The sequence below is a fragment of the Azospira restricta genome (assembly GCF_016858125.1).
Taxonomy (GTDB): domain Bacteria; phylum Pseudomonadota; class Gammaproteobacteria; order Burkholderiales; family Rhodocyclaceae; genus Proximibacter; species Proximibacter restrictus.
In genome coordinates, this window is record NZ_CP064781.1 from 3,167,244 (window position 1) to 3,192,415 (window position 25,172).

At 71.7% G+C, this 25,172-nt stretch carries 21 protein-coding genes; 7 read left to right on the forward strand and 14 right to left on the reverse strand.

The window, feature by feature from the left end; translation table 11 throughout:
* Positions 1 to 19: 19 nt before the first annotated feature.
* From IWH25_RS15150 to IWH25_RS15165, 4 genes are read right to left on the reverse strand one after another with little or no spacing between them, the layout of a single operon-like run.
* Entirely contained in the window at positions 20 to 1,408 is a 1,389-nt protein-coding gene (locus tag IWH25_RS15150; RefSeq protein WP_203386596.1) for a sensor histidine kinase, read from the reverse strand.
* Between the two features lie 2 nt (positions 1,409 to 1,410).
* Positions 1,411 to 3,735 carry a TonB-dependent receptor gene (locus IWH25_RS15155; protein WP_203386597.1) on the reverse strand — a complete coding sequence of 775 codons (2,325 nt, stop codon included), beginning with the start codon at positions 3,733 to 3,735 and terminating at the stop codon, positions 1,411 to 1,413.
* Positions 3,732 to 4,460: an energy transducer TonB family protein gene (locus tag IWH25_RS15160; protein WP_203386598.1), complete on the reverse strand. Its 729-nt coding sequence runs from the start codon at positions 4,458 to 4,460 to the stop codon at positions 3,732 to 3,734. Before IWH25_RS15160 ends, IWH25_RS15155 begins: the two co-directional genes overlap by 4 nt.
* Positions 4,447 to 4,644, reverse strand: coding sequence for a hypothetical protein (locus IWH25_RS15165; RefSeq protein WP_203386599.1), 198 nt, complete (start codon positions 4,642 to 4,644; stop codon positions 4,447 to 4,449). The genes IWH25_RS15160 and IWH25_RS15165 overlap by 14 nt, the downstream gene beginning before the upstream one ends.
* Before the next feature lie 350 nt (positions 4,645 to 4,994).
* Here IWH25_RS15165 and IWH25_RS15170 point away from each other — a divergent pair, with 350 nt between their 5' ends.
* The 3 genes from IWH25_RS15170 (at position 4,995) to IWH25_RS15180 (ending at position 8,321) form a co-directional block, all read left to right on the forward strand.
* Entirely contained in the window at positions 4,995 to 6,779 is a 1,785-nt protein-coding gene (locus IWH25_RS15170; RefSeq protein ID WP_203386600.1) for a PQQ-dependent methanol/ethanol family dehydrogenase, read from the forward strand.
* 188 nt (positions 6,780 to 6,967) lie between these two features.
* On the forward strand, positions 6,968 to 7,348 hold the full coding sequence (locus IWH25_RS15175; protein WP_203386601.1) for a c-type cytochrome: 381 nt from the start codon (positions 6,968 to 6,970) through the stop codon (positions 7,346 to 7,348).
* A gap of 88 nt (positions 7,349 to 7,436) precedes the next feature.
* Entirely contained in the window at positions 7,437 to 8,321 is an 885-nt protein-coding gene (locus tag IWH25_RS15180; protein ID WP_203386602.1) for a cache domain-containing protein, read from the forward strand.
* A gap of 41 nt (positions 8,322 to 8,362) precedes the next feature.
* Here the strand turns inward: IWH25_RS15180 and IWH25_RS15185 are convergent, their stop codons facing one another.
* Positions 8,363 to 8,737 (reverse strand): hypothetical protein, encoded by a 375-nt coding sequence (locus IWH25_RS15185; protein WP_203386603.1) that lies wholly within the window; start codon positions 8,735 to 8,737, stop codon positions 8,363 to 8,365.
* A 468-nt stretch (positions 8,738 to 9,205) separates the two neighbouring features.
* On the opposite strand from IWH25_RS15185, the gene IWH25_RS15190 reads away from it, so the two are divergent.
* A complete protein-coding gene (locus IWH25_RS15190) occupies positions 9,206 to 10,177 on the forward strand; it encodes a c-type cytochrome (RefSeq protein WP_238998922.1) in 972 nt (323 codons plus the stop codon).
* Positions 10,178 to 10,234: 57 nt separating this feature from the next.
* Here the strand turns inward: IWH25_RS15190 and IWH25_RS15195 are convergent, their stop codons facing one another.
* The 9 genes from IWH25_RS15195 to IWH25_RS15235 form a co-directional block, all read right to left on the reverse strand.
* A complete protein-coding gene (locus IWH25_RS15195; RefSeq protein WP_203386605.1) occupies positions 10,235 to 10,873 on the reverse strand; it encodes a response regulator transcription factor in 639 nt (212 codons plus the stop codon).
* Positions 10,857 to 12,641, reverse strand: coding sequence for a sensor histidine kinase (locus tag IWH25_RS15200; protein WP_203386606.1), 1,785 nt, complete (start codon positions 12,639 to 12,641; stop codon positions 10,857 to 10,859). The genes IWH25_RS15195 and IWH25_RS15200 overlap by 17 nt, the downstream gene beginning before the upstream one ends.
* Positions 12,642 to 12,784: 143 nt before the next feature.
* The gene (locus tag IWH25_RS15205) at positions 12,785 to 13,579 is read right to left on the reverse strand and encodes a substrate-binding periplasmic protein (protein ID WP_203386607.1); all 795 of its coding nucleotides are present in this window, start codon (positions 13,577 to 13,579) and stop codon (positions 12,785 to 12,787) included.
* Between the two features lie 92 nt (positions 13,580 to 13,671).
* A complete protein-coding gene (locus tag IWH25_RS15210) occupies positions 13,672 to 15,963 on the reverse strand; it encodes an ATP-binding protein (RefSeq protein ID WP_203386608.1) in 2,292 nt (763 codons plus the stop codon).
* A 128-nt stretch (positions 15,964 to 16,091) separates the two neighbouring features.
* A complete protein-coding gene (locus tag IWH25_RS15215) occupies positions 16,092 to 16,856 on the reverse strand; it encodes a DUF2894 domain-containing protein (protein WP_203386609.1) in 765 nt (254 codons plus the stop codon).
* The gene (locus IWH25_RS15220; protein ID WP_203386610.1) at positions 16,849 to 17,493 is read right to left on the reverse strand and encodes an OmpA family protein; all 645 of its coding nucleotides are present in this window, start codon (positions 17,491 to 17,493) and stop codon (positions 16,849 to 16,851) included. Before IWH25_RS15220 ends, IWH25_RS15215 begins: the two co-directional genes overlap by 8 nt.
* Positions 17,493 to 19,679, reverse strand: coding sequence for a DUF802 domain-containing protein (locus tag IWH25_RS15225; RefSeq protein WP_238998923.1), 2,187 nt, complete (start codon positions 19,677 to 19,679; stop codon positions 17,493 to 17,495). The genes IWH25_RS15220 and IWH25_RS15225 overlap by 1 nt, the downstream gene beginning before the upstream one ends.
* Before the next feature lie 38 nt (positions 19,680 to 19,717).
* The gene (locus IWH25_RS15230) at positions 19,718 to 20,491 is read right to left on the reverse strand and encodes a DUF3348 family protein (protein WP_203386612.1); all 774 of its coding nucleotides are present in this window, start codon (positions 20,489 to 20,491) and stop codon (positions 19,718 to 19,720) included.
* Positions 20,492 to 20,584: 93 nt separating this feature from the next.
* Positions 20,585 to 22,471 carry a sigma-54-dependent Fis family transcriptional regulator gene (locus IWH25_RS15235; RefSeq protein ID WP_203386613.1) on the reverse strand — a complete coding sequence of 629 codons (1,887 nt, stop codon included), beginning with the start codon at positions 22,469 to 22,471 and terminating at the stop codon, positions 20,585 to 20,587.
* Between the two features lie 315 nt (positions 22,472 to 22,786).
* Here IWH25_RS15235 and adh point away from each other — a divergent pair, with 315 nt between their 5' ends.
* From adh to IWH25_RS15250, 3 genes are all read left to right on the forward strand, one after another.
* Entirely contained in the window at positions 22,787 to 24,307 is a 1,521-nt protein-coding gene (gene adh / locus IWH25_RS15240; protein WP_203386614.1) for an aldehyde dehydrogenase, read from the forward strand.
* Between the two features lie 123 nt (positions 24,308 to 24,430).
* Complete coding sequence (locus IWH25_RS15245) at positions 24,431 to 24,790, forward strand: DUF779 domain-containing protein (protein WP_203386615.1); 360 nt, start codon at positions 24,431 to 24,433, stop codon at positions 24,788 to 24,790.
* A 25-nt stretch (positions 24,791 to 24,815) separates the two neighbouring features.
* Positions 24,816 to 25,133: a c-type cytochrome gene (locus IWH25_RS15250; protein WP_203386616.1), complete on the forward strand. Its 318-nt coding sequence runs from the start codon at positions 24,816 to 24,818 to the stop codon at positions 25,131 to 25,133.
* Positions 25,134 to 25,172: the final 39 nt, after the last annotated feature.

The window sequence follows — 25,172 nt, forward strand, 5'->3', positions numbered from 1 at the left end:
CTATCCTCCGGTCGGTGCTTCAATTCGATACAGCGCAATCGGCTGCGGGCAGCCGGGCAAGCAGGCGGACGCCGCCTTCGCGGCCGCTGCCGAGCTGCACGCTGCCGCCGAGCGCCGCCGCGCGCTCGGCCATGCCGGCCAGGCCGAGGCCGCAGCCGGGCTGGCGCGACGGGCCGCCGGCGAGACCGCGGCCATCGTCAGCGATGCACAATTCAAGCCAGCCGTCGGCGGCAGCCAGTTCGATGTCGACGCGCGTCGCACCGGCGTGGCGGACGACGTTGGTCAGCGCCTCCTGCACGATGCGCAGCGCGGCCTGCGCGGTGGCGTCGGCGAGCGGCGCGTCGCCGGGCGCGCCGTGCAGTTCGAGCGCGATCTGCGGGTGCTGTTCGCGCCACGCCGCGCAGTGCCGCTGCAGCGCCGCGGCCAAACCTGCCGGGCCGACGCCGGCGGCCGGCGGGCGCAGGCGCTGCAGGATCGCGCGCACGCCGTCCTGCATCTCGCCGGTGACGGCGACGATGCTCTGCGCCGGCCCGAACAGCGCCGGCTGTGCCTCGCTGCGCTGCGCGATCGCGCCGGCCAGCGCGCGCACCGCGGTGATCCCCTGCGACAGCTCGTCGTGCAGCTCGCGCGCGATCGCCCGGCGCTCGTCTTCGAGCCCGGCCTGCAGGCGGTGCGCGATCTCGCGGTCGGCTTCCAGGCGCACGTTCTGGTCGACCGCCTGCGCCAGCCGGTCGGCCATGCCGTTGAAGGCGCGCGCGATGCGGTCGAGCTCCGGCGCGTCGCCGGTCGGCAGCCGGGCGTCGATGCGGAAATCGGCGCCGCTGCGCGCGGTGCGGTCGAGCGCGGCGACGACCTCGCCGAGCGGGCGCAGCGCACGGGCCAGCGCGCCGCGCACGGCGACGAAGAGCAGGCCGAGCAGCGCCGCCGCCCAGCCGGCCATCGCGACCAGGTCGTCCCAGGCGTCGAGCACGGCACGCGACGAATCGGGATGCAGCACCAGTACGAGGCCGCCGGCCTCGATCCGGCGCGCCGCGAAGCGCGGCCCGACCAGCGCCGCGAACCAGCCCGGCGCGTCGCGGCCGGCCTTGTAGGCGGGCGGCGGCGACTGGTAGAGCAGCTCGCCGGAGGCGGCGAAGACGTCGAGCACGTTGGCGCGGATGCGGCCGAGCGCGCGCAGGTCCCCGAGCAGGGGGTTGGCGGCGCCGGGCGAGACTTCCCCCCGGTCCTCGCGCACCAGCGCCGCCAGCCACTGCTCGGAAACGCGCGTCGCCGCCTCGACCTCCTCGTGGATCGCGCCGCGCACGCCGTGCAGCCACAGCCCGCCGAGCGCGAGCAGCAGCGTCGCGGCGAGCGCGGTGAGCACGAGGCTGAGGCGCGTGTGCAGGCTGGGGCGACGGCGCGCGTTCATGTTCATTTACCGAAGGCGTAACGCAAGCCCAGCCAGAACGCGCGCGGCGCGCCGGGGGCGACGAAGGTTTCGCGGCGCCAGTCGCCGGAGTCGGACTGGAAGGCGCCGGCGGCGTCGAACGGGTTCTCGGCGAGCGCGGCGGCGCTCGCGTAGCGCTTGTCGAAGACGTTGTCGACGCGGCCGAAGAGCTGCCAGCCCTTGCCGAGGTCGAGCTCGCCGTTGAGGTTGAGCAGCGCGTAGCCGGGCAGGCGGCCGCCGCGGGCGAAGCTGCGCACGTTGCCGAAGGCGTCGGTGGAAGTGCCGGCGCGGTGGCGGTTGTTCTCGTTGCCGCGCGCGTACTGGCCGGAGAAGGCCTGCACGTCGGCGCCGAGGCGCAGGCCGGGGGCCGCGCGCCAGGACAGCGCGAGCTTCAGGCTGTGCGCCGGCAGGCCGGGGATGCGGTTGCCCTTCTTCACCCGGATCTCGTCGTCCTGGCCGCCGGCGGTGCACGCCGGGTCGAGGCCGCGCGAACTGTTGTTCTCGGCGAGCAGGCAGGCCGACGAGCGGAAGGTGGCGTGCAGGTACGAATAGTTCACTCGCCAGTCGAACGCGCCCTGCGCGCGGGAAAGGCCGAGCTCGATGCCCTGCCGCTGCGTGCGGCCGAAGTTGGTGAAGTAGCCGGCGCTGGTCGAGGTGCCGACGAAGAGGATGTCGTCGCGGTTCACCGTGCGGAAGACACCGGCGTTCCAGTCGATGCCAGCCAGCCGGCCGCGGGCGCCGGCTTCCAGCGTGCGCGCGACGACCTGCTTCAGCGGCGGATCGGCGGCCATCGCGTTGGGCAGCGTGCACGGGTTGGCCGGGTCGGCACAGCCGAGCTCGATCGGCGTCGGCACGCGCGTGCCCTGGCTGGCGCCGGCGTACAGGTTGAGCGCCGGCGCCGCCTGCCAGGTGAGGCCCAGCGCCGGGTTGAGCTTCTGGAAGCGGTGGTCGCCGTCGAGGTTCGGCGCGACGAAGTCGAGCTGGTCGCGCATCTTCACGCGGCTGACGTTGTAGCGCGCGGCGGCGGTCAGTGCGAGGTCCGGCGTCAGCGCGACGGTGTCGGTGAGGTAGAGGCTGGCGGTGCGCGTGCGGCCGACGACCTCGTTATCCTCCTCTTCCTCGTCCTCGACGCTGACGCCGCGGCTGGCGTTCAGCCGGCCGAGCTGGCTGCTCTGCATGAAGCGCGCGCTGGCGACGTCGAACGAGGCGCCGAGCGCGAGCTGGTGCTTGCCGCGGGCGAGGTTCCACTGCGCGGCGAGACCGCTGCCCGACTGCTTCATGCGGGTGCGGTTGAGGGCGCCGGATTCCTCGTCGGAGACGCCGTCGAAGGGGCCGTCCTCGAACTCGTCGTTGGCGTCGCCGTTCAAGGTGCGCGTGCGCGTGCGGCGGTGGTAGACGGTGGTCGTCAGGCTGTCGGCATCGCCCAGCCACCAGCGGCCGGTGAGCGCGAGCTGGGTGAGTTCGTTCTGCGTGCGGTCGGGGTGGGTGAAGATGCTGTCGCGCTCGGCCCGGTACATCGACTGCGGCAGCAGCCCGTTGCCGGTCAGTCGCGTCGAGGCGTGCGTCAGCGACAGGTCGAGGTCGACCAGATCGCTTTTCCTGGAGAGCTTGCCGAACAGCTGGCTCGCGCGCGACGGCGAGAAGTCGCGCCAGCCGTCCTCGCGGAACGATTCGGCGGCGAGGTACCAGGCCAGCCCCTGCGCGTCGCTGCCGCCGTGCTCGAAGGCCGCCTTGCGGCGGCCGAAGGAGCCGCCGGCGGCCTCGACGCGCGTGCCCGGATGCGTGTCGCCGCTCTTGGTGCGCACCGCCAAGGCGCCGCCCAGCGTGTTCAGCCCGAAGGCCGGGTTCGAGCCGGGAACGAGGTCGACGCCGGCGATCGCCGAACGCGGCAGCAGGTCCCAGTTCACGGTATCGCCGAAGGGCTCGTTCACGCGCACGCCGTCGACGAAGACGGAGAGCCCCTGCGGCGTGCCGAGCAGCGGCGAGGCGGCGAAGCCGCGGTAGTTGAGGTCCGGCTGCAGCGGGTTGCCCTGCGTCTCGTTGATGTTCACGCCGGGCAGCTGGCGCGCCATGAACTCGCCGAGGTGCAGCGCGCCGCTGTCGGCGATGCGCGCGCCGGAGACCGACTGCACGGCGGCCGGCACCTGTGCCGCCGGCACGCCGACGCCGGCCAGCGGCGTCGTGCCGACGACCTGCACGGTCGCCGTCTCGACGACGCCGGGGGCGGTGTCGGCGGCACCGGCGGCACCGGCGAAGGCCAGCGACAGCACGATCGGCTGCGCAAGCGGCTGCAGGCGCCACGGGGTCATGCAGGTTTCCTCAGCTTGTACTGGATGGGGACGACGACCTGGACGTCGCCGGAAAATTCGGCGGGCGGCGGCGGCAGCTTGCCGATCTCCTCGATCATCGCCAGCGCGTGCCGGTCGAGCACCTCGTAGCCGCTCGAGCGCTCCAGCCGCACCGCGCTGAGGCCGCCCTGGCGCGCCACCGACAGGCGCACGCGGACCTCGCCCTCCCAGCCGCGCAGCGCAGCCAGCCGCGGGTACTGCTGCTGGCGGGCGAAGAGTTCGGAGAGGCGCTGCCCGTAGTTTTCGAGCAGGCGTGCCGCGTCGGCGGCGGCCGGCTGTGCCGGCACCGCGGCGACCGCGGCGACCGCGACGGGCGCCGGGGTCGGGGCCGGCAGCGCGGGCGTTTCGCCGTCGCGGCTGGCGGCCGGCGCGGCGGCGACGGTCGGCCCGGCAGCCGCCTGCGCGGCGGGCTGTGCCAGCGTTTCCCGCCGTACCGGCTGCCGAGCCTCCCTGCGGACCGCAGTCGGTGCCGCTTCGCGCACCGCGGCCGTTTCCGTTGCGCGCGCCGTCGTCGCGACGCGCAGGCTGGCGCTCAGCACCGCCAGCATCGCCGGCGCCTCCAGCCGCGGCTTCTCCGGCATCCGCACCCAGCCGAGCACGGCCGCGTGCAGCGCGGCGGAGACGGCGAGCAGCGCGAGAAAGCGCGGCTCGACGCCGTAGCCGACGACCGCTTCAGCCGGCCGCATGGCGCATCAGCTCGCGCTGCAGCGGCGCCGGCGGCAGGCCGGCGGCCGGTTCCTCGGCGACCGGCGCCAGCAGCCCGGGCTGCAGCCAGCCCAGCGCGCCGTGCCAGGACAGCCCGTCCGACTGCGCGCCGAGCGCGCTCAGCGCCAGATACACGGCGAGGCCCGCCGCCATCCAGATTCGCATCCTCGTCTCCTCCGGCCTGATGGCCTGTTTGGCGGGAGACGTCGCAAGCGGCATGCCATGCGCCGGCGGGGCCGTGCCGACGCCCGCAACGGCGCGGAATGCGGCACGACGTGCGCCATCGGCGCGGGAAAGCTGCTGTGCAAGTTTGGAGCAGGTGGTGACATTTGAAACACGGCGCCGGGGCAGCGCGCAGCGCCGGCCACCCGGCCGCAGGCCCGGTCGACGCAAGGCGCAGCGGCCGGCAACGCGATTGGCACACGCCTTGCAGACCGCTGCTCCTGCGGTGCGGCCCGCTCAGGGAATGGAGGGTCGCGGCCCGTGTGTGAAATGGACAACCAAGGAGACAATCCATGCATCGACACAACACTCCCCGGCGGACGCAAGTCGCCCTCGCCCTGCTCGTCGCCGCGGCCTTCGTCGGCGGCCCGGCGGCGGCGAAGGACGTTACCGACGCCGACATCCTGAACGACGCCAAGACCCCGGGCGACGTCGTCAGCTTCGGTCTCGGCACGCAGGGCCAGCGCTTCAGCCAGCTGGCCGCGGTCAACACCGGCACGGTGAAGAACCTGGTCCCGGCCTGGTCGATGTCCTTCGGCGGCGAGAAGCAGCGCGGCCAGGAGTCGCAGCCGGTGATCCACGACGGCAAGATGTTCGTCACCGCCTCCTACTCGCGGCTGTTCGCGATCGACGCGAAGACCGGCAAGAAGCTGTGGAAGTACGAGCACCGCCTGCCCGACGGCATCATGCCCTGCTGCGACGTGATCAACCGCGGCGCCGCGCTGTACGGCAACCTGGTCATCTTCGGCACGCTCGACGCGCAGCTGGTCGCGCTGAACAAGGACACCGGCAAGGTGGTGTGGAAGGAAAAGGTCGACGACTACGCCGCCGGCTACTCGATCACCGCGGCGCCGATCATCGCCAAGGGCAAGCTGATCACCGGCGTCTCCGGCGGCGAGTTCGGCATCGTCGGCCGCATCGACGCGCGCGACCCGCTGACCGGCAAGCTGGTGTGGACGCGGCCGACGGTCGAGGGCCACATGGGCTACGTCGTCGACAAGGACGGCAACAAGAAGGAGAACGGCATCTCCGGCACCGCCAACGCCACCTGGTCGGGTGACCTGTGGAAGACCGGCGGCGCGGCGACCTGGAACGGCGCCACCTACGACCCGGAGACCAACCTGATCTTCGCCGGCACCGGCAACCCGGCGCCGTGGAACAGCCACCTGCGCCCCGGCGACAACCTGTTCTCGTCCTCGACCGTGGCCATCGACGCCGACACCGGCAAGATCGTCTGGCACTACCAGAACACCCCGCACGACGGCTGGGACTTCGACGGCGTGAACGAGTTCGTCTCCTTCGACTTCAAGGACCCGAAGACCGGCAAGGTGGTCAAGGCCGGCGGCAAGGCCGACCGCAACGGCTTCTTCTTCGTGAACGACCGCACCAACGGCAAGCTCCTGAACGCCTTCCCGTTCGTGAACAAGATCACCTGGGCGAAGAGCATCGACCTCAAGACCGGCCGTCCGGTCTATGACGACGAGAACCGTCCGGGCGACCCGACGGCCGGCGACGGCAAGAAGGGCAAGACGGTGTTCTCGGCGCCGTCCTTCCTCGGCGGCAAGAACCAGCAGCAGATCGCCTACAACCCGCAGACCGGCCTCTTCTACGTGCCGGCCAACGAGTGGGGGATGGACATCTGGAACGAGCCGGTGGCCTACAAGAAGGGCGCCGCCTACCTCGGCGCCGGCTTCACGATCAAGCCGCTGCACGAGGACTACATCGGCGTCATGCGCGCGGTCGACCCGGTCAGCGGCAAGGTGGTCTGGGAGAACAAGAACTACGCTCCGCTGTGGGGCGGCGCGCTGACCACCGCCGGCGGGCTGACCTTCTACGGCACGCCGGAAGGCTACCTGAAGGCGGTCGACGCGAAGACCGGCAAGGAGCTGTGGTCCTTCCAGACCGGCACCGGCATCGTCGCGCCGCCGGTGACCTGGGAACAGGACGGCGAGCAGATGATCGCCGTCACCACCGGCTGGGGCGGCGCCGTGCCGCTGTGGGGCGGCGACGTCGCCAAGCGGGTGAACTACCTGGAACAGGGCGGCTCGGTGTGGGTGTTCAAGCTGCACAAGTCGTAATCCCCATGGAGCCCGCGTCAGCGGGCTTGCAGGGAGCGGCCCGGGGATCATGGTCTCCGGGCCGTTTCTTATGGGACCGGCCAGGCCGTTGAATTTTGTAACACGACGCCAGGGCGAACGTCGGTCGTTCCGCTGGCCCAGCGATCCGGGAGAAGCGCCCGGTTCAGCCTCAACTGAAGGAGAAGTTTATGAGCCTCATTCGTCCCATTGTCATCGCCTCCGCGCTCTCCATCCCCGCAACGGCCGCCGTGGCCGACGCCAAGCTCGACGAGGAGATGGGCAAGCTGGCCGCCAAGAGCGGCTGCATCACCTGCCACAGCATCTCGCCCAAGCCCGGCCCGGACGGCCTGAAGCCGATCGGCCCGGCCTGGGAGGACGTGGCGCGGAAATACCGAGGGCAACCGAAAGCCGCCGGGATGCTGACGCATCTCGTCATGGAAGGGACCAGCCCGTACAACAGCCACTGGAAGGACAAGGTCAGCGGCCTGGCGATGCCGCCCAACGCGGTGGCGATCAAGGAGCCGGATGCCCGCAAACTGGTCAAGTGGATCCTCTCGCTGGCCAAGTAGCGGCCGACCGCGCCGGGGGCGCGTCGCTGGAGCCGGGCTCCCGCGCGCCGCACCGGCGGCAACCCTTCCCCCTTTGGAGATCGACACCATGATCCGCCACTCGCTCCGTCGAGCGCTCGCCCCGCTGCTCCTCGCCCCGCTGCTCCTCGCCCCCCTGCTCCTCGCCCAGGCGGCAACCGCTGCGCCGGCCGCGGAGCGCGCCACCCCGCGCGAAGCGCGCGTGCTCTTCGACCAGGCCGTGAAATACCTCGAGGCCAACGGCGCCGAGAAGGCGTGGAGCGCCTTCAACGACCGCAAGGGGGCGTTCGTGAAGAAGGACCTCTACGTCTACGTGATCGACCGCCAGGGCACCTACGTCGCCAACGGCGCGGCGCCGGAAAGCCTGGTCGGGCTGAAGGTGCTCGACAGCGTCGACGCCGCCGGCAACCCGCTGTTCCGGCACATGATCGCGGTCACCGACAAGCAGACGGAAGCGCGCATCCGCTACGTCTGGCTGAACCGCAGGACCAACCACGTCGAACCGAAGTTCGCCTGGCTGCACCGCCAGGGCGACTACATCCTCGGCGTCGGCTACTACGCGCCGCGCTCGACCGCCGACGACGCGAAGAAGATGCTCGACGAGGCCAGCGCGCTGGTGAAGAAGCAGGGCATCACCGCCGCGCTGGCGCGCTTCAACGACCAGCGCGACAGCTTCGTCCGCGACGACCTCTACGTCTTCGCGATCAACCTCGACAGCGGCAAGTTCGAGGCGCACGGCATGAACCCGAAGTGGACCGGCAGCGACGCCAGCGAACTGCGCGACGTCGAAGGCCGCGCGCTGGTGCAGGAGATGCTCGCGCAGGTGAAGGCCAACGGCGAGGGCCGCGTCGACTACGTCTGGCGCAACCCGGTGACCAACGCCGTCGAGAAGAAGCGCAGCTTCGTACGGCGCGCCAACGGCAGCCTGATCGGCGTCGGGTTCTACAGCGAGTGAGGCGGGCGGGGGGGCGCCCCCGCCCTGCTCCGGCGACCGGCCTAGGCGCCCGTCCGCGGTTCGATCAGGCGATGGAATTCCTCGTGCACGTCGAACAACGCGCGCTCGACGTCGCCCTTGCCGTCCGTGCAGGTCTTCGCCAGCGTGGCGAGGCTGGCCTGCAGGCGCGCGGCGTCGGTCGAGCGGATCGCCTGCGCCAGCCCCGCCATGCGGCCGGCCCTGGCGCACGCATCGCGGTTGCGCTCGGCGCCCCGGTCGGCGTGCCACACCGGGGCGAGCACGCCATGGAAGGCGTCGACGTCGGCGGGGAAATGATGATGGTGATGCCCGTGCTCGCCCTGCCCGGCCACGGCGGCGCCGCCGATCAGCGAGGCGGCGATGGCGGCCGCGATCAGTTGCTTCGGTTTTCTGCTCATGAGTGTCTGCGTTGGATGGGGACTATCGTGGGAACTGCGCTCGCCGATCGCGGCGTTGCCGGAATCGGCGCAGGCGAATGGTAGCAGCTGGCGACGGCGGGACGCGCATCCGGGCTCGCCCGATGGTCGCCGATCGGCCGCTGCGGCCGGGCGGATGGCCCGCTTCGCGCGACGGCCTGTCGGCGCCGGCGATCGCCGTGCCGGTGACGGGGGGCTCCCGCAGGCACGCTGCCCCGGGCTGATTCATCGTCCGGACCACCTACGCTCCCCCTTGCAATCGAGGCTGAAGGACAGCGGCGCGATCCGTTCGCTGCGCCGCAAGCACACGCTGCCGGCAATAGCCTGTTTCGGCTATCCGGGTCGCCCAACGATGGAATGTCGCCGGCCGCGGGCGAACCCTAGACTGGAACCGTCGATAAAGAACGGGAGCGAATCATGAAAACGAATGCCGGAATCCTTGCCGTCGCAATGCTCGTAGCCCTGAGCGGCCCTGCCGCGGCGGAAAGCAAGCTCAGCCTGATCGGGCGGGCGGCGCCTGCGGTGGAAAACCTGCCGAACGACGAATACGGCGACCTCGTCCGCTACGGCCAGCAGTTGTCCGTGCGGACCTTCGCCCACATCGGTCCCGAGGTGCAGGACACGAAGATGCGCTTCGCCGGCAACAACCTGGCGTGCACCTCCTGCCACCAGGAGAATGCGACCAAGCCTTACGCCATGCCGTGGGTCGGCGTGAGCGCCGTCTTCCCGCAGTATCGCGCCCGGGAGGATGAGCTGAGCACGGTCGAGGAACGCGTCAACGGCTGCATGCAGCGCAGCATGGCCGGCCGACCGTTGCCGCTCGATTCCCGCGAAATGAAGGCCTTCGTGACCTATATCCATTTCCTGTCGCGCGACGTGCCGGTGGGGGCTCGCATCGAAGGCGCGGCGACCAGAGGCAGCAAGCCGCCCAATCGACGCGCCGACCTGGCGGCCGGCGAGTCGGTCTACAAGGCCCAGTGCATGGCGTGCCACGGCGAGAACGGCGAGGGGCGGCGCAACGGCGTTCCGGGCGATGCGCAGGGGTATCAGTTCCCGCCGGTCTGGGGGCCGGATTCCTTCAATACCGGCGCCGGCATGAATCGCATCCTGATGGCGATGCGCTTCATCAAGCACAACATGCCGCAGGGCGTGAACCACGCCGCGCCGGTGCTGAGCGACGACGAAGCCTTCGACGTCGCCGGCTTCATCCTTTCCAAGCCGCGGCCGGAAAAGAAGAACCTCGAGCAGGACTTCCCGGCGCGCTGGAACAAGCCGATCGACGCGGCCTTCCCGCCCTACGTCGACGGCGCCCCGGCCGATCAGCACAAGTACGGCCCGTTCCCGCCGCTGGCCGAGAAGGCGCGGGCGGCAGCCGCGGCGCGCGAGGAAACGAAGAAGACCCGGGAAAATCGCGGCCAGTAGGCGTTGCGTTCAGTCGAAGACACGACGGCCGCCGAGCGCGGCCGTTTTCGTCGACCGTCAGTCGAGCCCCGCGGGGTCGGCGCGGAGGATCAGCCGGGCCAGTTCCGCGGCGCTGGCGATACCGGTTTTTTCCATCACGTGCTGCCGGTGGATATGGACGGTGTTGTCGCTGATCGCCAGTTCGCGGGCGATTTCCTTGTTGGACAGCCCGAGCGCCAGCCAGCGCGCGACCTCGGCTTCGCGCGGGGACAACCGGGCCAGCGACTCGCGGGCCTGCTGGCGGCGGGTTTCGGCCTCGTGCCGCGTCTGGCTCAAGGCCACGGTCCGTTCGACGGTGTCCAGGAACAGCTGGTCCTTGAACGGCTTCTGCAGAAAATCGACGGCCCCGGCCTTCATCGCCTGGACGGCCAGTTCGACGTCGCCGTGGCCGGTCATGAAGACGATGGGAAACGGCGAGCCGGCGGCGTTGAGGCGGCGCTGCAATTCGAGGCCGCTGATGCGCGGCATGCGGATGTCGAGGACCAGGCAAGCGCCGGCGTCGGGGAACGCGGGTGGCGCCGCGAGAAAGGCCTCGGCCGATTCGTGGCCGATCGCCTGCCAACCCGCCGTTTCGAGCAGGAAGAGCAGGGAACGGCGAAACGGTGCCTCGTCATCGACGACATGGACGACGGCTTGGTGACTATTGGGCTGGTTCATCGGTTTCGGGCGCGGTGGCGGCAAGCGGAATCTGCAGGCGGAGGACCAGGCCGGGGCCGGCGTCGGGAGCCAAGGCGTCGAGCGTACCGCCGTGCGCTTCCGCGATGCTCCGGCTGATCGACAGGCCGAGGCCCATGCCGTCGGCCTTGGTCGTGAAGAAGGGTTCGAACAGGCGGGACTGTTCTTCGCCCGACATGCCGGTGCCGTGATCCCGGACCGAGATCCTGGCACCGTCGTCGGCGGCGATTTCCACGGTGATCGTCATCGGGTGTCCGCTCCGTCTCGCCGAGCGCTGCGCGTCGAGGCCGTTTTTCAGCAGGTTGAGCAACACCTGCTGGATCTGCAGCGGATCGACCTCGACCGCCCGCCGGTCGGCCGGCAGCCGGTCGATGACGTCGACCTGCGGGGCATCGTGGATCATGCCGCGGAACAGGCGGACGGCGCCGTCGATCAGCGTCGGCAGGTCGACCGTTTCGCGGATGCGCGTGCGCTTGCGGGCGAAGGCGCGGATGCCCGCGAGGATGCCGGCCGCCCGCTCGGACTCGCTGGCGATTTCGGCCGCCGCCTGCGCGGTCGCCGCGGAAGAGAGGGTGCCGTTGTCCAGCCGGCGGGCCAGCCCCAGCGCGTAGTTGCTGATCGTGGCGAGCGGCTGGTTCAGCTCATGGGCCAGCGTTCCCGAGAGTTCGCCGAGAATCGACAGCCGGGACAGGTGTTCCATTTGCTGGCGGTGCGCCTGGATGCTTTCGGCCAGCTGGTCGCGCGCGGCCAGCGCCGCCGACAGCTCGCGGGTCCGCCGCTGAACCAGCACTTCGACGCGCAGCGTGTAGGCGAGCCAGCAGGCCAGCAGCATCGCCAGCGCGGCGGCAAGCGGCCAATACCGGCGGATCTGCGCCTCCAGCCGATGCTCGCGCAGGAAATCGTAAGGCGTGATCTGCAGTTCCCGCAGCATGCCGTGGACCGGATGGTAATCGGCCGGCACGCCCCAAGTCTGGCCTGTCCGTTCGGCGGGCAGGCCGAGCAGCGCGATCAGCACCTCGCGCGCGAGGCCGGGCGAGGTTTTGGGCGCGGCGGCGAAGGCCCAGCCGGGGTAGACCGGCGAGGAACTCTTGCAGGGACGCTCCGCACCCTGCGGCGAGAGCACGCGATAGCGCCCGGCGGGCACCCTGCCTTCGCGTTCGAGGCGTTCGAGCAGGCAGCTGCGGATGGCCCCGGCGTCGGCGCTGCCGTTCTCCAGCGCTTCGATGACGCGGGTCATCGGAAAACCGGTGAAGACCGGGGTGATGTCGCCGTCCTCCGGGTCGACGCCATGCCGCTTCAATTCCGCCCAGACCACCTGGTAGCCGCCGAAAGCGTCCGGGGAAACCGCCGCCAGGCGCTGCCCCTTGAGGTCCTCGAGGCGCTTCAAGGCGTGCCGGTCATCGCGCACGATGACCGCCGAGCCTACCGTATGCGCCGAATCCTGCCCCGCTTCGATGATCTGCGTGGCGATCCGGGTAACGCCGTACAGCGCCTCCAGGGCGACGTAGTTGCCCGGGTTGGTGACGACGAAATCGACCCGGCCTGCGGCGACCGCGTTCTCCATCCCGCCGAGATCGAGATAGCTGGGCTGCAGACGATGGCCGGGCAGCGAGCCTTGCAGCGATGCCAGCAACGGTTGCCACTCCGCGGCGGCGGATTCCTCGCCCTGCCAAGCCAGCACGCCGATGCGGATATCGGCGGCGGCGACGGCCAGGGGGAGCCACAGGAGCAGGAAAGCGGCAAGGCGCACGGAAGAAAATGTTGTGCGGAAGTGGCGACGCCGAATCTTACTTGATCGCACGGCTTGTGGCTTCGCCGGCGAGGTGCGGACGCCACGCCCTTTCCGCTCTGCGCGTTCCCGGCGCCTGCCGGCGCATCGCGGGCCGCCCGCCGCTACCGATACGTCGTCACCATCCGCCGATACGCCGGCGTCGCCTGCACGTCGCGGATGGCGTCGAAGAAGGCTTCGGCGAGTTCCGGGTGCCGCTGGTAGAACGGTTTCGCGACGATCAGGAAGTAGTGCTTGTCCTGCAGCGGCAACGGCAGTTTTTCGATCTCGACGAACTCGGCCCGGTGCTCGGCGAGGAATTCGTCGCCGATGCCTTCGATCTCGACGTAGGCGGCGATGCGGCCGCTCTTCAGCTTGTCCATGTTGCTGCGCACGCCCGGCGCTTCCTCGACGGCGGCGCCGAGCCGCTTCAGGTCGTCGGCGACCGCGTTCCCCGCCAGCGTGCCGAGCGGCTTGCCGACGTTGCTCAGCGTCTGGCCGTCCCAGCCGATCCCGGCACCCTTCGGGGCGTAGATCGCGTAGCGGTTGCGATAGATCGCGCGGCCGGTGTCGAGCCTGCCGGCGCGGGTCGGGTACACCGCGTAGCGCGTCCGCTCTTCGGTGTAGCTGGCATGGAAGGTGGCGTCGACGTAGCCGTTTTCGAGCAGGTACAGGCAGCGCTTCCACGGCACGCGCGTGAACTCGAGGCGGACCCCCACCTTGTCGGCGGCCAGGCGCAGCAACTCGACCGAGATTCCCGGCTTGTCGTCGGGAACGGCCGCACCGTGGCCGAGGATGCGCGGCGGGTTCTCGGTTTCCGGATAGGCCACGCGCAGCACGGTGTCGGCCGCCGCCGGCACGGCCAGCGCGAGCGCCAGCACCGCCAGCGCGCGGCGCAGCCAGCGGACGGGACCGTGCATTGCGGGGCGGGTCGATGCGGGGCGGACAGACGGGTATGAGCTCATGGTCGGGACGGGAAAGGACGATTCGTTGCCGTGGCGGGGACGGCGCTTCAGGTATCGGCGGCGAGGTAGTCGCGCATCGCCACGCCGACGGCCTCCGCCTCGCTGCGGAAGGGCGGCGCCGCAGCGGCGACCGCGGCGGCGTCGGCCGCCGCGCAGGCGTTCTCCAGCGCCTGCGCATCGCGGCGCAGGCGCTCGGCGCCGACCGAGGCGCTCATGCCCTTGACGCTGTGCGCCGCCCGGCGGGCGCCGCCGAAGTCGCCGGCGGCCAGCGCGGCGTCGAGGCCGGCCAGCTGCTCGGCGAGATCGTCGAGGAAGGTCGGGACGATCTGCCGGTAGAGCGCGCGGTCGCCGCCCAGGTTGCGGATCGCCGCCGCGGTGTCGAGCCGCGCCGCCGCGCCGTCCGCCGGCGCCGCCTGCGGCGCCGCCGCCAGCGACGGTGGCAGCGGCATCGGGTCGGTGCTGCCGACCAGCCAGTGCAGCAGCGTCGGATACAGCACGTCGGCCTGCAGCGGCTTGGTCAGGTGGTCGTTCATGCCGGCCGCGAGGCTGCGCTCGCGGTCGCCGATCAGCGCGTTGGCGGTCATCGCGATCACCGGCAGGCGGTCGAAGCGCGCGTCGGCGCGGATGCGGCGGGTCGCCTCGTAGCCGTCCATCACCGGCATCTGGCAGTCCATCAGCACGATGTCGAAGCGCTGCCGCTCGAGCGCGGCCAGCGCCTCGATGCCGTTGGTGGCGAGCGTCGGCTCGATGCCGGCCTTGCGCAGGAAATGCTCGGCGACCTCCTGGTTCAGCGGATTGTCGTCGACGAGGAGCACGCGGCAGCCGGCGAGGCTGCCGGCGATGGCGATGCCCGCGCGTGCGGCCGGCGCCGGCAGCGCCGAGGCCGGCGCGATGTCGCAGGCGAGCTCGAACCAGAAGGTGCTGCCGGCGCCCGGCGTGCTGACGACGCCGATCTCGCCGCCCATCAGTTCGACCAGCCGCCGCGAGATCGCCAGCCCGAGGCCGGTGCCGCCGTAGAGGCGCGTCGTCGAGCCGTCGGCCTGGACGAAGGACTGGAACAGCTTCGCCTGCGCGTCCGGCGCGATGCCGATGCCGGTGTCGCGCACCGTGAAGCGCAGGCGGATGCGGCCGTCCGTGGCGCCCGCGAGCGGCGCGAAGCTGGCGACGACCTCGCCGCGCGGGGTGAACTTGAGCGCGTTGCCGACCAGGTTCAGCATCACCTGGCGCAGGCGCAGCGGATCGCCCCACAGCGCCGGCGGCAGCCCGGCCGCGGGGTCGATGCGGAAGTGCAAGCCCTTGTCCGCCGCCACCGCAGCGAAGAAGTCGGCGAGGTCGGCGGCGAGCGCCCGCGGGTCGAAGGCGACGCGCTCGATGTCGAGCTTGCCGGCCTCGATTTTCGAGAAATCGAGGATGTCGTTGATGATCGCCAGCAGGTTTTCGGCGGCGCCGTGCACCTTCTCGATGTAGTTGCGCTGTGCGGCGTCGAGCGGCGTCTGCAGGGCCAGGTGCGACATGCCGATGATCGCGTTCATCGGCGTCCGGATCTCGTGCGACATGTTGGCGAGGAAGGCCGACTTGGCGCGCGTTCCCTCCTCGGCGACCTCCTTCGCCTGGCGCAGCTCCGCCTCGTGCGCGGCAGCCTCGTCGGTAATCCGGCGCACGACCCGGTTGAAGCCCTCGGTCAGCTCGCCGATTTCGCGGTACGGACTGGGCGGCAGTTCGCCGGCGGCCTCGCGCCGGCCGCCGCTGCGCCGCGCCTCGGCGAACAGGGCGTCGCGCAGCTCGCCGAGCGGGCCGAAGATCGTGCGCAGGCTGACGAACATCAGCAGGATCAGCAGTGCGTCGATCGCCAGCACCTCGAGCAGCTTGCGCTGCCAGTTGCGCTGCAGCGTCGCGTCGAACTGCTCGCGGGTGAAGTGGACGACGACGCGGCCGATCGTCTCCGCCGCGCGCTCGCGGCCGGCCGCATCGCCGCCCGCCAGGCGCGCGATGCCGGCCTCGGCGGCGCTGCCCGGCGGCGCTTCGCCGACGGCGCCCGCCGGATCGCGGCTGGCGGCGGCGAACGGCCGGCCGCCGACGTCGAAGACCTCGATCGCCGCCACCTCCGGGCGCAGCATCTCGGCTTCCAGGATATTGCCGACCGCATCGCGGTTCACGTCCCACAGCGGCGAAGCGAGGCTGCTGGCAAGGCGGCGCACGGTCGCCTGCTGCATCGCGGCGAAGTTCTCGCCCAGCTCGGCCGTCAGCCGGACCTGGCCGAGCAAGCCGAAGGCCGCGAGCGTCGCCGTCGTCAGCGCGACGAAGAGCATGGAAAGGCGGAATTGCAGCGAGCGGGCCATGGCGGGGCGGGCGGTCTCCAGATCGACGTGGCGCCGGGGCCGGCCCCGGCTGCTGCGGCAATTATCGGCGATTCAGCCCTCGCGCGAGCGCATTTTCTCGCGCCCGCCGCGGAGAACGGAGCGGCGCCTCAGCGGCCGGGCTTGGCGCCGCGGCCCTTCCGGCGCTCGCCGTCGCCGACGGCGGCGCCCCGCTCGGCCGGCAGGTCGATCCCGTCCGCCTGCGCCAGCCACAGCAGCGCGTCGGCGTAGGCCATGAAGCGGCTCAGGTAGTCGGGCGACACGTCGCGCATGCGTTCCAGCGCGCGCAGCACGAGCAGGTGCGAGTTGAGCGGGCCGGCATTCTCCGGCGCCTGCGCCAGCGCCTCGGCCAGCTGCTGCTCGACGCTGAGTTTCGACCAGGTGTTGCGGAAATAGCGCAGCGACTTCAGTTCGGCGGGGGCGGCGACGGCGGCGGAATGCGCTTCGGAAGCGGCGCCGGGGTCGGCCGCAGCCGGCGTGTGCTGCGCCAGGCGGGCGGCCAGTCCGGCGAGCGGCGTCGGCACGGCCGGGTCGGCCAGCGCGGCGAGGCGGCGGTGCAGCGCGGCGAAGTCGCCGGCGTCGAACAAGGACTGCAGGGCCGCGGCGGCCTCGGGATGACGCCCGGCTGCCGCGGCCAGCGCAGCGCCGGCGCGATCGCTTGCCGCGTCGAGATGTGCGGCGAAGTCGGCGAGCGCCTGCGCCAGCCGCGCATCGAGCAGGCGGCGCGCGGCGCCCTGCTGCGCCGCGGCGCGGCGGGCCAGCGCTTCGAGGAAGCGGAAGCGGACCGGGTCGGCGCGTCCGGCGCCGCGCGCGCGCAGCGCGGCGAGCGGGTCGTCGGCCGTCGGCGCCGGGACGGCCGCGGCGGACTCAGCCATGGCTGTCCGGTTGTGCGCGGGTGCTCTTCGGCACCGGCGCCATCTCGACGCGCCGGTTCTGCGCGCGCCCCTTGGCATCGGCGTTGGAGGCGACCGGCTGCTCGGCGCCGAAGGCGGCGGCGAAGACCGCGGCGGACGGCATGCCCTCCTCGATCAACGTACGCGTGACGGTCAGCGCGCGCTGCGCGGAGAGCTCCCAGTTGTCGGCGAACTGGTGGTTGCTGTCGCGCACCGGGCGGTCGTCGGTGAAGCCGCTGACCATCAACAGTTCGTCGCGCGCGGCGAGGTAGGCGGCGAGCGGCCCGGCGAGGCTCTTCAACAGCTGCCGGCCTTCCGGCTGCAGCTGGTCGGAATTGAGCGCGAAGAGCACGCTGCCGCTGATGCCGATCCGGCCGTTGTTCAGGGTCACGCGGCCGGAGGCAAGCGGGCCGGCGAGCGCCTTCTCCAGCGCCATGCGCCGCTGTTCCTCCTGCTGCCGCTTGTGGATCTCGGCTTCCAGCGTGCTGACCAGTTCCATCTGCACGCCGAGCACGCCGACCAGGATGATGACGAAGGCGCCGAGCAGACCCGCCATCAGGTCGCCGAAGACGGCCCACACCGGCGCCGTCTGCTCGATGCTGCCGTCGATCTCCTCCATCACGCCACCTCGGCGGCGCGCGCCCTGCCCGAGAGCTGCTGCAGGTCATCGACGACGCGCTGCTGCGACATGATGCTGAGGTCGATCAGCTCGCGCGCCTGCGCCACGTAGTAGGCGAGCTGCTCGTCGCTGCGCGCCAGCGATTTCTCCAGCGCGCCCTCGATGCGGGCGAGGCCGTCGACCATCTTCGCGCTGGTCTCGCCGAACTGCTGCACGGCGCCGGCGAAGGCCTCCGCCAGGCTGGCCACCTCGACCGCGCCGCCGGCCGTCTGCGCGGCGGCCTCGACCAGCTTCGCCGACTCGGCGCCGGCTTCCTCGGCGAAGCGGCTGCCGGTGCGCTCGAGCGCGGCGGCGGCGGTGGCCACCAGCGATTCGATGACGTTGCGCTGTTCGACGGTGGCGGCGTTGATCGCGGCGAGCAGCGTGCCCAGGCCTTCCATGATGCGGCTGCGCTCGTCGAGCAGCGCGTTGTCCTTGGCGACGCTGTCCGAGAGTTGCTGGCGCAGCGCGCCGATCACCTCGGCGGCGACGCGCGGCGCTTCCGCGGCGGTCTGCATCAGGCGGGCGATCTCGTCGATGGTCTTGCCGGCCTGCGCCTCGGCATGCGCGGCGATGCCCTGCGCGGTGCTTTCCAGCGTGCGGCAGATCTGTTGCTGCTGCGCCAGCGTCTGCTCGCCGGCCTGCCGCCACTCGTCGCGCAGCGTCGCGGCCATGCCGTCGAGCGACTGCGCCAGCGCCGCCTGCCGTTCGCCGTCGCGCGCGGCGAGCTCGCCCTGCAGCGCGCGCAGTTCGCCGATCACCGCGGCGGCGGCGCGCGGCGCCTCGGCGGCGTGCTGCGCGAGGCGGGCGATCTCGGCCAGCGTCTGGCCGGCCTGCGCCTGCGCCTCGGCGACGACGCCCTGCGCGCTCGTCTCCAGCGTGCGGCAGATCGCCTGCTGCTGCGCCAGCGACTGCTCGCCAGCCTGCCGCCATTCCTCGCGCAGCGCCGCGGCCATCCCGGCGAGGGACTGCGCCAGTGCCGCCTGGCGCTCGCCGTCGCGCGCGGCGAGGTCCGCCTGCAGCGCCGCCTGCGCGGCGCCGACGCGCTCGACCAGCGCCGTCGAGCGCTGTTCGAAGCCCTGCGCGAAGCCGTCGAGCGCCTGCCCGAGGCGGACGCTCAGCGCCTCGTCGCGCTGCTCGTGGCGAGCGAGCGCGCCGCTCCAGGCAGCGGCGACGGCGGCGGCGTTCGCCTCGACGCGGACGGCGAGGCCGTCGAGCTGGGCGGCGGCGGTCGCCGCCATCCGTTCGTGCAGCATCGTCGTCTCGCGTGCAAGCCCGGCCAGCGTCGCCTCGACCGCCGGCTGGATCGCCGCGCCGGCAACGCGGGCGGCGTCGCCGAGGCTCGCCTGCAGCGAGCGGTCGACCGACCGCGCGAGCTCGCCATAGGCCGCCTGCGCCTCGCGGTGGAAGCGCTCCTGATCGGCGAGCAGGCGTTCGTTGAGCTGCGCGTTCTGCTTCTCCAGCTGCGCCATCAGCGTCGCCAGCTGGCCGGCGACGTCGGGCAGCGACTGGCTCTGCGCCTGCAGCGCCTTGAAGGTTTCCTGGCGTTGGTGCACCAGCGAGAAGGCGCGCAGCTCGCCGGCGATCTTCGCGTCCAGCAGCTGCCCGGCCTGCAGCCGCTCGCGGCGACACAGCGAGGAGATCAGGCCGAGCATCGCCGAGGCGGCGACGCCGGCGACCGAGGTGCCGAAGGCCAGCCCGAGGCCCTTCACCGGCGCCGCCAGCGCGGCGCGGATGGTCGGCAGGTCGGTGGTCGTCTCCAGTGCGAGCACGGCGCCGTTCAGCGTGACGACCATGCCGAGGAAGGTGCCGAGCATGCCGAGCATGACCAGCAGGCCGACCAGGTAGGGCGTCACCGCCGGCCCGGGCAGCCCGGCGCGCTCGCCTTCGACGCGCAGGCGCACCGCATTCTGCAGCGAGGGATGCAGCGGCGCCAGCCAGTCGTCGAGGCGGGCGAGCTGGTCCGGGATCGCGGCGAGCGCCGCGGTCAGCGAAGTCGTCGCGTCGTGGAAGCGCTTCAGCTCGAGCGCGCCGACGACGTAGACGGCACCGATCAGCGCCGTCATCGCCAGCGCCAGCGGATGCGAGCCGAGATAGCCGGCGCCGACCCAGAGGACGGCGACGAGGCCGGCCGCGAAGGCGGCCATGCAGAGATTCCTGTTCATTGTTGCTTCGTTACCTCTCATCAAAACGCTGCCGCGGCGGCATCGCCGCCGCCGGCCTCGACCAGCCCGAGCAGCGGCTGCAGGCGCAACTCCAGCTCGGCGTGCAGCAGCTGGCGCAGGTCGCCGCAGAAGCGCGCCAGCCAGCCGCCGGGCTGCAGCCAGCGCGCCGGGTCGTCGCCCGGCGGCGACGCCGCCACGGCCTGCCGCTGCGCCTCGTGCAGGCGCTTGAAATGCTTCTCGAGCAGGAAGGGCACCGCCCCCAGCTGCTGGCGCTCGCGCTCGGCCAGCGCCTGCTCGAGCGCCGCGTCGAGTGCGGCCAGGCCCGCCAGCGCCGGCGAGCGCGCCGCCAACAGCGCCCGCGCCCGCGCGCGCAGCGGACCGATCGCCGCCTCCATGTCGCGCTGGTGGGCGACGTAGTAGCGGCGGTAGGGCAGGAAATCGGCCGCCGTGGCTAGCGTCGCGCCCGGCCCGGGAACGGGCAGGCGAACGCGCGGCCGGCCGGGCTGGCCGGCGCCGTCGGCGGTGTCGGCGGCGATCGCCGCGGCGAGCGCGGCGCGCACGCGCGCGACCTCGTCCGCCAGCGCGCCGCCCGCCGGCGGACGAGCGCCGGCCGCGTCCGCCGCGCCGGCGGCGAGCGCGCCGGACAGCGCGATGGCGTCGCTGAGCTCCAGCCACTGGCCCAGTCTTTCCGCAAGGAATTGTTTCGACTCGGGAACTTCTGCGATGGTCAGTCCGGCGAGGAAGCGGACGAGCGGCGGACGGTTGAAACCGGTGCGCGGCAGGAATGTATTCATGCCGTGATGTACTGCAAATAACCCTAGAGGGCGCGCAGGCTACACCAAAGTGGCGCTCAGGTCAGCACTTTTTTTCATGCCGAACGCATGAAGTCAGCCGCCGCCGGCCCCGCCGCCGTCCGGCGCCGCGCCGCGCTCGCCGCGGCCCTCGGCCAGCTTGCGGTAGAGCGTGGTGCGCGTGATGCCCAGCTCGCGCGCGGCGGCGGAGATGTTGCCGCCGTGGCGCTCGACGGTTTCCTGGACGAGGCGGATCTGCACGGCGCGCAGCCCGGATTCGCCGTGCCCGCGGCAGCCGGCGTCGAGGAGCTCGGCCGGCAGGAAGTCCGGGGTCAGCAGGCGCTCGTCGCCGAGCAGCGCGACCGCCAGACGCAGCACGTTGCGCAGCTGGCGCAGGTTGCCCGGCCAGTCGTGGCGGCGCAGCAGGTCGAGCGCCGCCGGCGCGACGCGCGGCTCGCGGCCCGGCGCCTCCTCGGCGAGGATGCGCCGCACCACCCGGTCGAAGTCCTGGCGCTCCCTGAGCGGCGGCAGCGACACGGTCATCCCGGACAGGCGGAAGAAGAGGTCGGCGCGGAACTGGCCGTGGTCGACCAGCGCACGCAGCGGCTGGTGGCTGGCGCAGACCAGCGCGAAGTCGACCGGCTCCTCGCCGTGCCCGCCGAGCGGCGCCACGCGCCGCGTCTCGAGCACGCGCAAGAGCACCGCCTGCAGCGCCAGCGGCATGTCGCCGATCTCGTCGAGGAACAGCGTGCCGCCGTCGGCCTCGCGGATCTTGCCGCGCGCGCCGCTGCGCCGGGCGCCGGTGAAGGCGCCCTCGACGTGGCCGAACAGCTCGGCCTCGATCAGCGTCGCCGGGATCGCCGCGCAATTGACCGCGACGAAGGGCGCGGCGCGGCGCGCGCCGCTCTTGTGGAAGGCCTGCGCGAACCATTCCTTGCCGCTGCCGGTCTCGCCCTGGATCAAGAGCGGGATGTCGCATTCGGCGATGCGCTTGGCGCGGCGGATCGCCTCGGCCATGCGCGGGTCCTCGCTGCCCAGCTCGTCGAGCGGGCAGCGGGCGGGCGCGGCCGGCGGCGCGGCGACGGCGAAGCTGCGCACGCCGGCGCGCAGGCCGATGCGCGCGAGCAGTTCGCCGCCGTGCCGCAGGCGCACCGCCAGCGGCTCCTCGCCGCGCCGGCAGGCGTGCTCGAGCAGCGCCGGCCACGGCGTCGCGAACAGCTCGGCGAAGCCGGCGCCGGCCGGCGACCAGCCGGCGGGGCGCCCGAACAGGCGCGGCAGGCGGCGGTTGCCGGCGAGGCAGCGGCCGTCGTCGGCGAGCGCGAGCAGGCCGTCGAGGTGCGAGCCGAGTCCTTCGGCGGTGGCGTGCAGGCGGAGCACGACGGCGGCGTCGGGCAGCGTCTCGAGCAGACGGTTCTCGATGATGCCGGCGTTGATCTCGACCAGCGCCGCGCCGTGCACCTGCGCGACGCGCGCGTCGCCGGAGATGTCGAGCACGCCGAGGACGCCGCCGCCGGGGGCGAGAATCGGCGCCGAGATGCAGGTCAGGAAGCGGTTGCGGTCGAGGAAGTGCTCGCGGCCGACGACGGCGACGGTGCAGCGCTCGACCAGCGCGGTGCCGATCGCGTTGGTGCCCATCTCCGCCTCCGACCAGACGGCGCCCGGCTGCAGGTGGCAGCGCGCGGCGCGGGCGATGAAGTCGGCGTCGCCGACCGCGCGCAGGATCATGCCGGCGTTGTCGGCGAGCAGCACCATCGACGACGAGCGCGCCAGATGCTGGTAGAGCCCCTCGAGCATCGGCTGCGCGTAGGCCACCAGGCGGGCGTTGGCCTCCAGCCGGTCGGCCAGCGTCTTCGGCGGCGTGGCCGGCACCGGCAGCGCCTGCGCGGCGTCGAGGCCGGCGTCGCGGCAGCGCTGCCAGGAGCGGGCGATCAGGTCGCTGGCATCGCCGGCGGGAGCGGGGAGTTCGTCGTCTTCGTTCTTCACGGAGCCCGCCCACGCACATTCCATGCCCGTGAAAAGCCGCTGCCCGCGGGCCTTTGCGATGCGCCGACCGCTCCATCGCGGAGCAGTTGTTGCGCAATTGATCAACAGCGCAACGGCATAAACGCCGGCCGGGGCGCCGCGAATTCCGCCCAATCCCTTGCGCCGCAAGCCTTTGCGGCCGACCGCCCGGGGCCTGGCACGGGCCGTGCCTGCAGAGGCGTGAGTCGTCCGGGTCGTCGCCGGGTGGTAGCGGCGGCGGCTCGGCGACCCTGAACGCGGGTAATGCCCACCATCACAGAGTAACGAGGAGACGACATGCTCTACGCATCCCCCGGCGCCGCCGGCGCCAAGATCGCCTACAAGGCCAAGTACGACAACTTCATCGGCGGCAAGTGGGTCGCCCCGGTCAAGGGCGAATACTTCAACGTGATCACGCCGATCACCGGCAAACCCTACACGATGGCCGCGCGCTCCACCGCCGAGGACGTCGAGCTGGCGCTCGACGCCGCGCACGCCGCCGCCGACAAGTGGGCCCGCACCTCGCCGGCCGAGCGTTCGAACCTGCTCTTGAAGATCGCCGACCGCATCGAGCAGAACCTCGAAGTGCTGGCCTACGCCGAGACCGTCGACAACGGCAAGCCGATGCGCGAGACGCTGAACGCCGACGTGCCGCTGTCCGCCGACCACTTCCGCTACTTCGCCGGCTGCCTGCGCGCGCAGGAAGGCGGCATTTCCGAAATCGACGAGACCACCGTTGCCTATCACTTCCACGAGCCGCTCGGCGTCGTCGGCCAGATCATCCCGTGGAACTTCCCGCTGCTGATGGCCGCGTGGAAGCTCGCCCCGGCGCTCGGCGCCGGCAACTGCGTGGTACTGAAGCCGGCCGAGTCGACCCCGATCTCGATCCTGGTGCTGGTCGAGCTGATCGCCGACCTACTGCCGCCGGGCGTGCTGAACGTGATCAACGGCTTCGGCCGCGAAGCCGGCATGCCGCTCGCGACCTCGAAGCGCATCGCCAAGATCGCCTTCACCGGCTCGACCTCGACCGGCCGCGTGATCGCGCAGGCCGCCGCCAACAACCTGATTCCGGCGACGCTGGAGCTGGGCGGCAAGTCGCCGAACATCTTCTTCGACGACGTGATGGCCGCCGACGACGGCTTCCTCGACAAGGCGGTCGAGGGCCTGGTGCTGTTCGCGTTCAACCAGGGCGAGGTGTGCACCTGCCCGTCGCGCGCGCTGATTTCCGAGAAGATCTACGACAAGTTCATGGAGCGCTGCCTGAAGCGCATCGCCGCGATCAAGCAGGGCAGCCCGCTCGACACCGAGACGATGATCGGCGCGCAGGCGTCGATGGAGCAGATCACCAAGATCAGCTCCTACCTCGACCTCGGCAAGCAGGAAGGCGCCCAGGTACTGATCGGCGGCAACCGCGCCAAGCTGTCCGGCGAGCTGGCCGAGGGCTACTACATCGAGCCGACGGTGTTCAAGGGCCACAACAAGATGCGCATCTTCCAGGAAGAGATCTTCGGGCCGGTGCTGGCCGTGACCACCTTCAAGGACGAGGCGGAAGCGCTGGCGATCGCCAACGACACGCTGTACGGCCTCGGCGCCGGCGTCTGGAGCCGCAACGGCAACGTCGCCTACCGCATGGGCCGCGCGATCAAGGCCGGCCGCGTGTGGACCAACTGCTACCACGCCTACCCGGCGCACGCCGCCTTCGGCGGCTACAAGGAGTCCGGCATCGGCCGCGAGACGCACAAGATGATGCTCGACCACTACCAGCAGACGAAGAACCTGCTGGTCAGCTACAGCGAGCAGAAACTGGGCTTCTTCTGACTTTTGTGCAGCGGGCGGCGGCCCTCGTTGCTGGGGCCGGCCGCCATCTCCTCCTCTTGCTTACTGCGAGCAAGTTCGGGGCGGAAAGCCCGCTTTCCGCCCCCGTTTTTTCCGGAGCCGATCATGGTCGATAAGGTCGTCGCCACGCCCGCCGCGCTGGAACTGATCGAACGCCTGAAGGCGAAGCACGGCCCGCTCTTCTTCCACCAGTCCGGCGGCTGCTGCGACAACAGCGCGGCCAACTGCTACCTGCCCGGCGAACTGACCATCGGCACCGGCGACGAATACCTCGGCGACATCGGCGGCTGCCCGTTCTACATCAGCAAGTCGCAGTACGCCTACTGGAAGCACACGCAGCTGATCATCGACGTGATCGACGGCCACGGCGGCACCTTCTCGCTCGAAGGCCCGGAAGGCAAGGCCTTCCACACCCGCTCGCGGCTCTTTACCGACGCCGAACTCGCCGAGCTCGGCTTCCTCTGACCTCTACCGCAACCAAGGATTTGCCATGCACTACCGTACCGCCCTCCCCCTCCTCCTCGCCGCCGCCGTCGTCGCACTGCCGGCACAGGCGTCCGAAGCGATCGCCAAGAAGGCGCGCTGCATCGCCTGCCACGCGGTCGACAAGAAGATGGTCGGCCCCGCCTACCGCGAAGTCGCCGCCAAGTACCGCGGCGACGCGAGCGCCCCCGCGCGCCTCGCGGACAAGGTGCGCCAGGGCGGCGGTGGCGTCTGGGGGCAGGTGCCGATGATGCCGCACCCGGCCGACAAGATCGGCGACGAGGACCTGAAGGCGGTGATCGCGTGGGTGCTGGCGCTGGAGTGAGCCCGGCGCCGCAGCGGATGTGAGCGGGGGCGCGCCGCT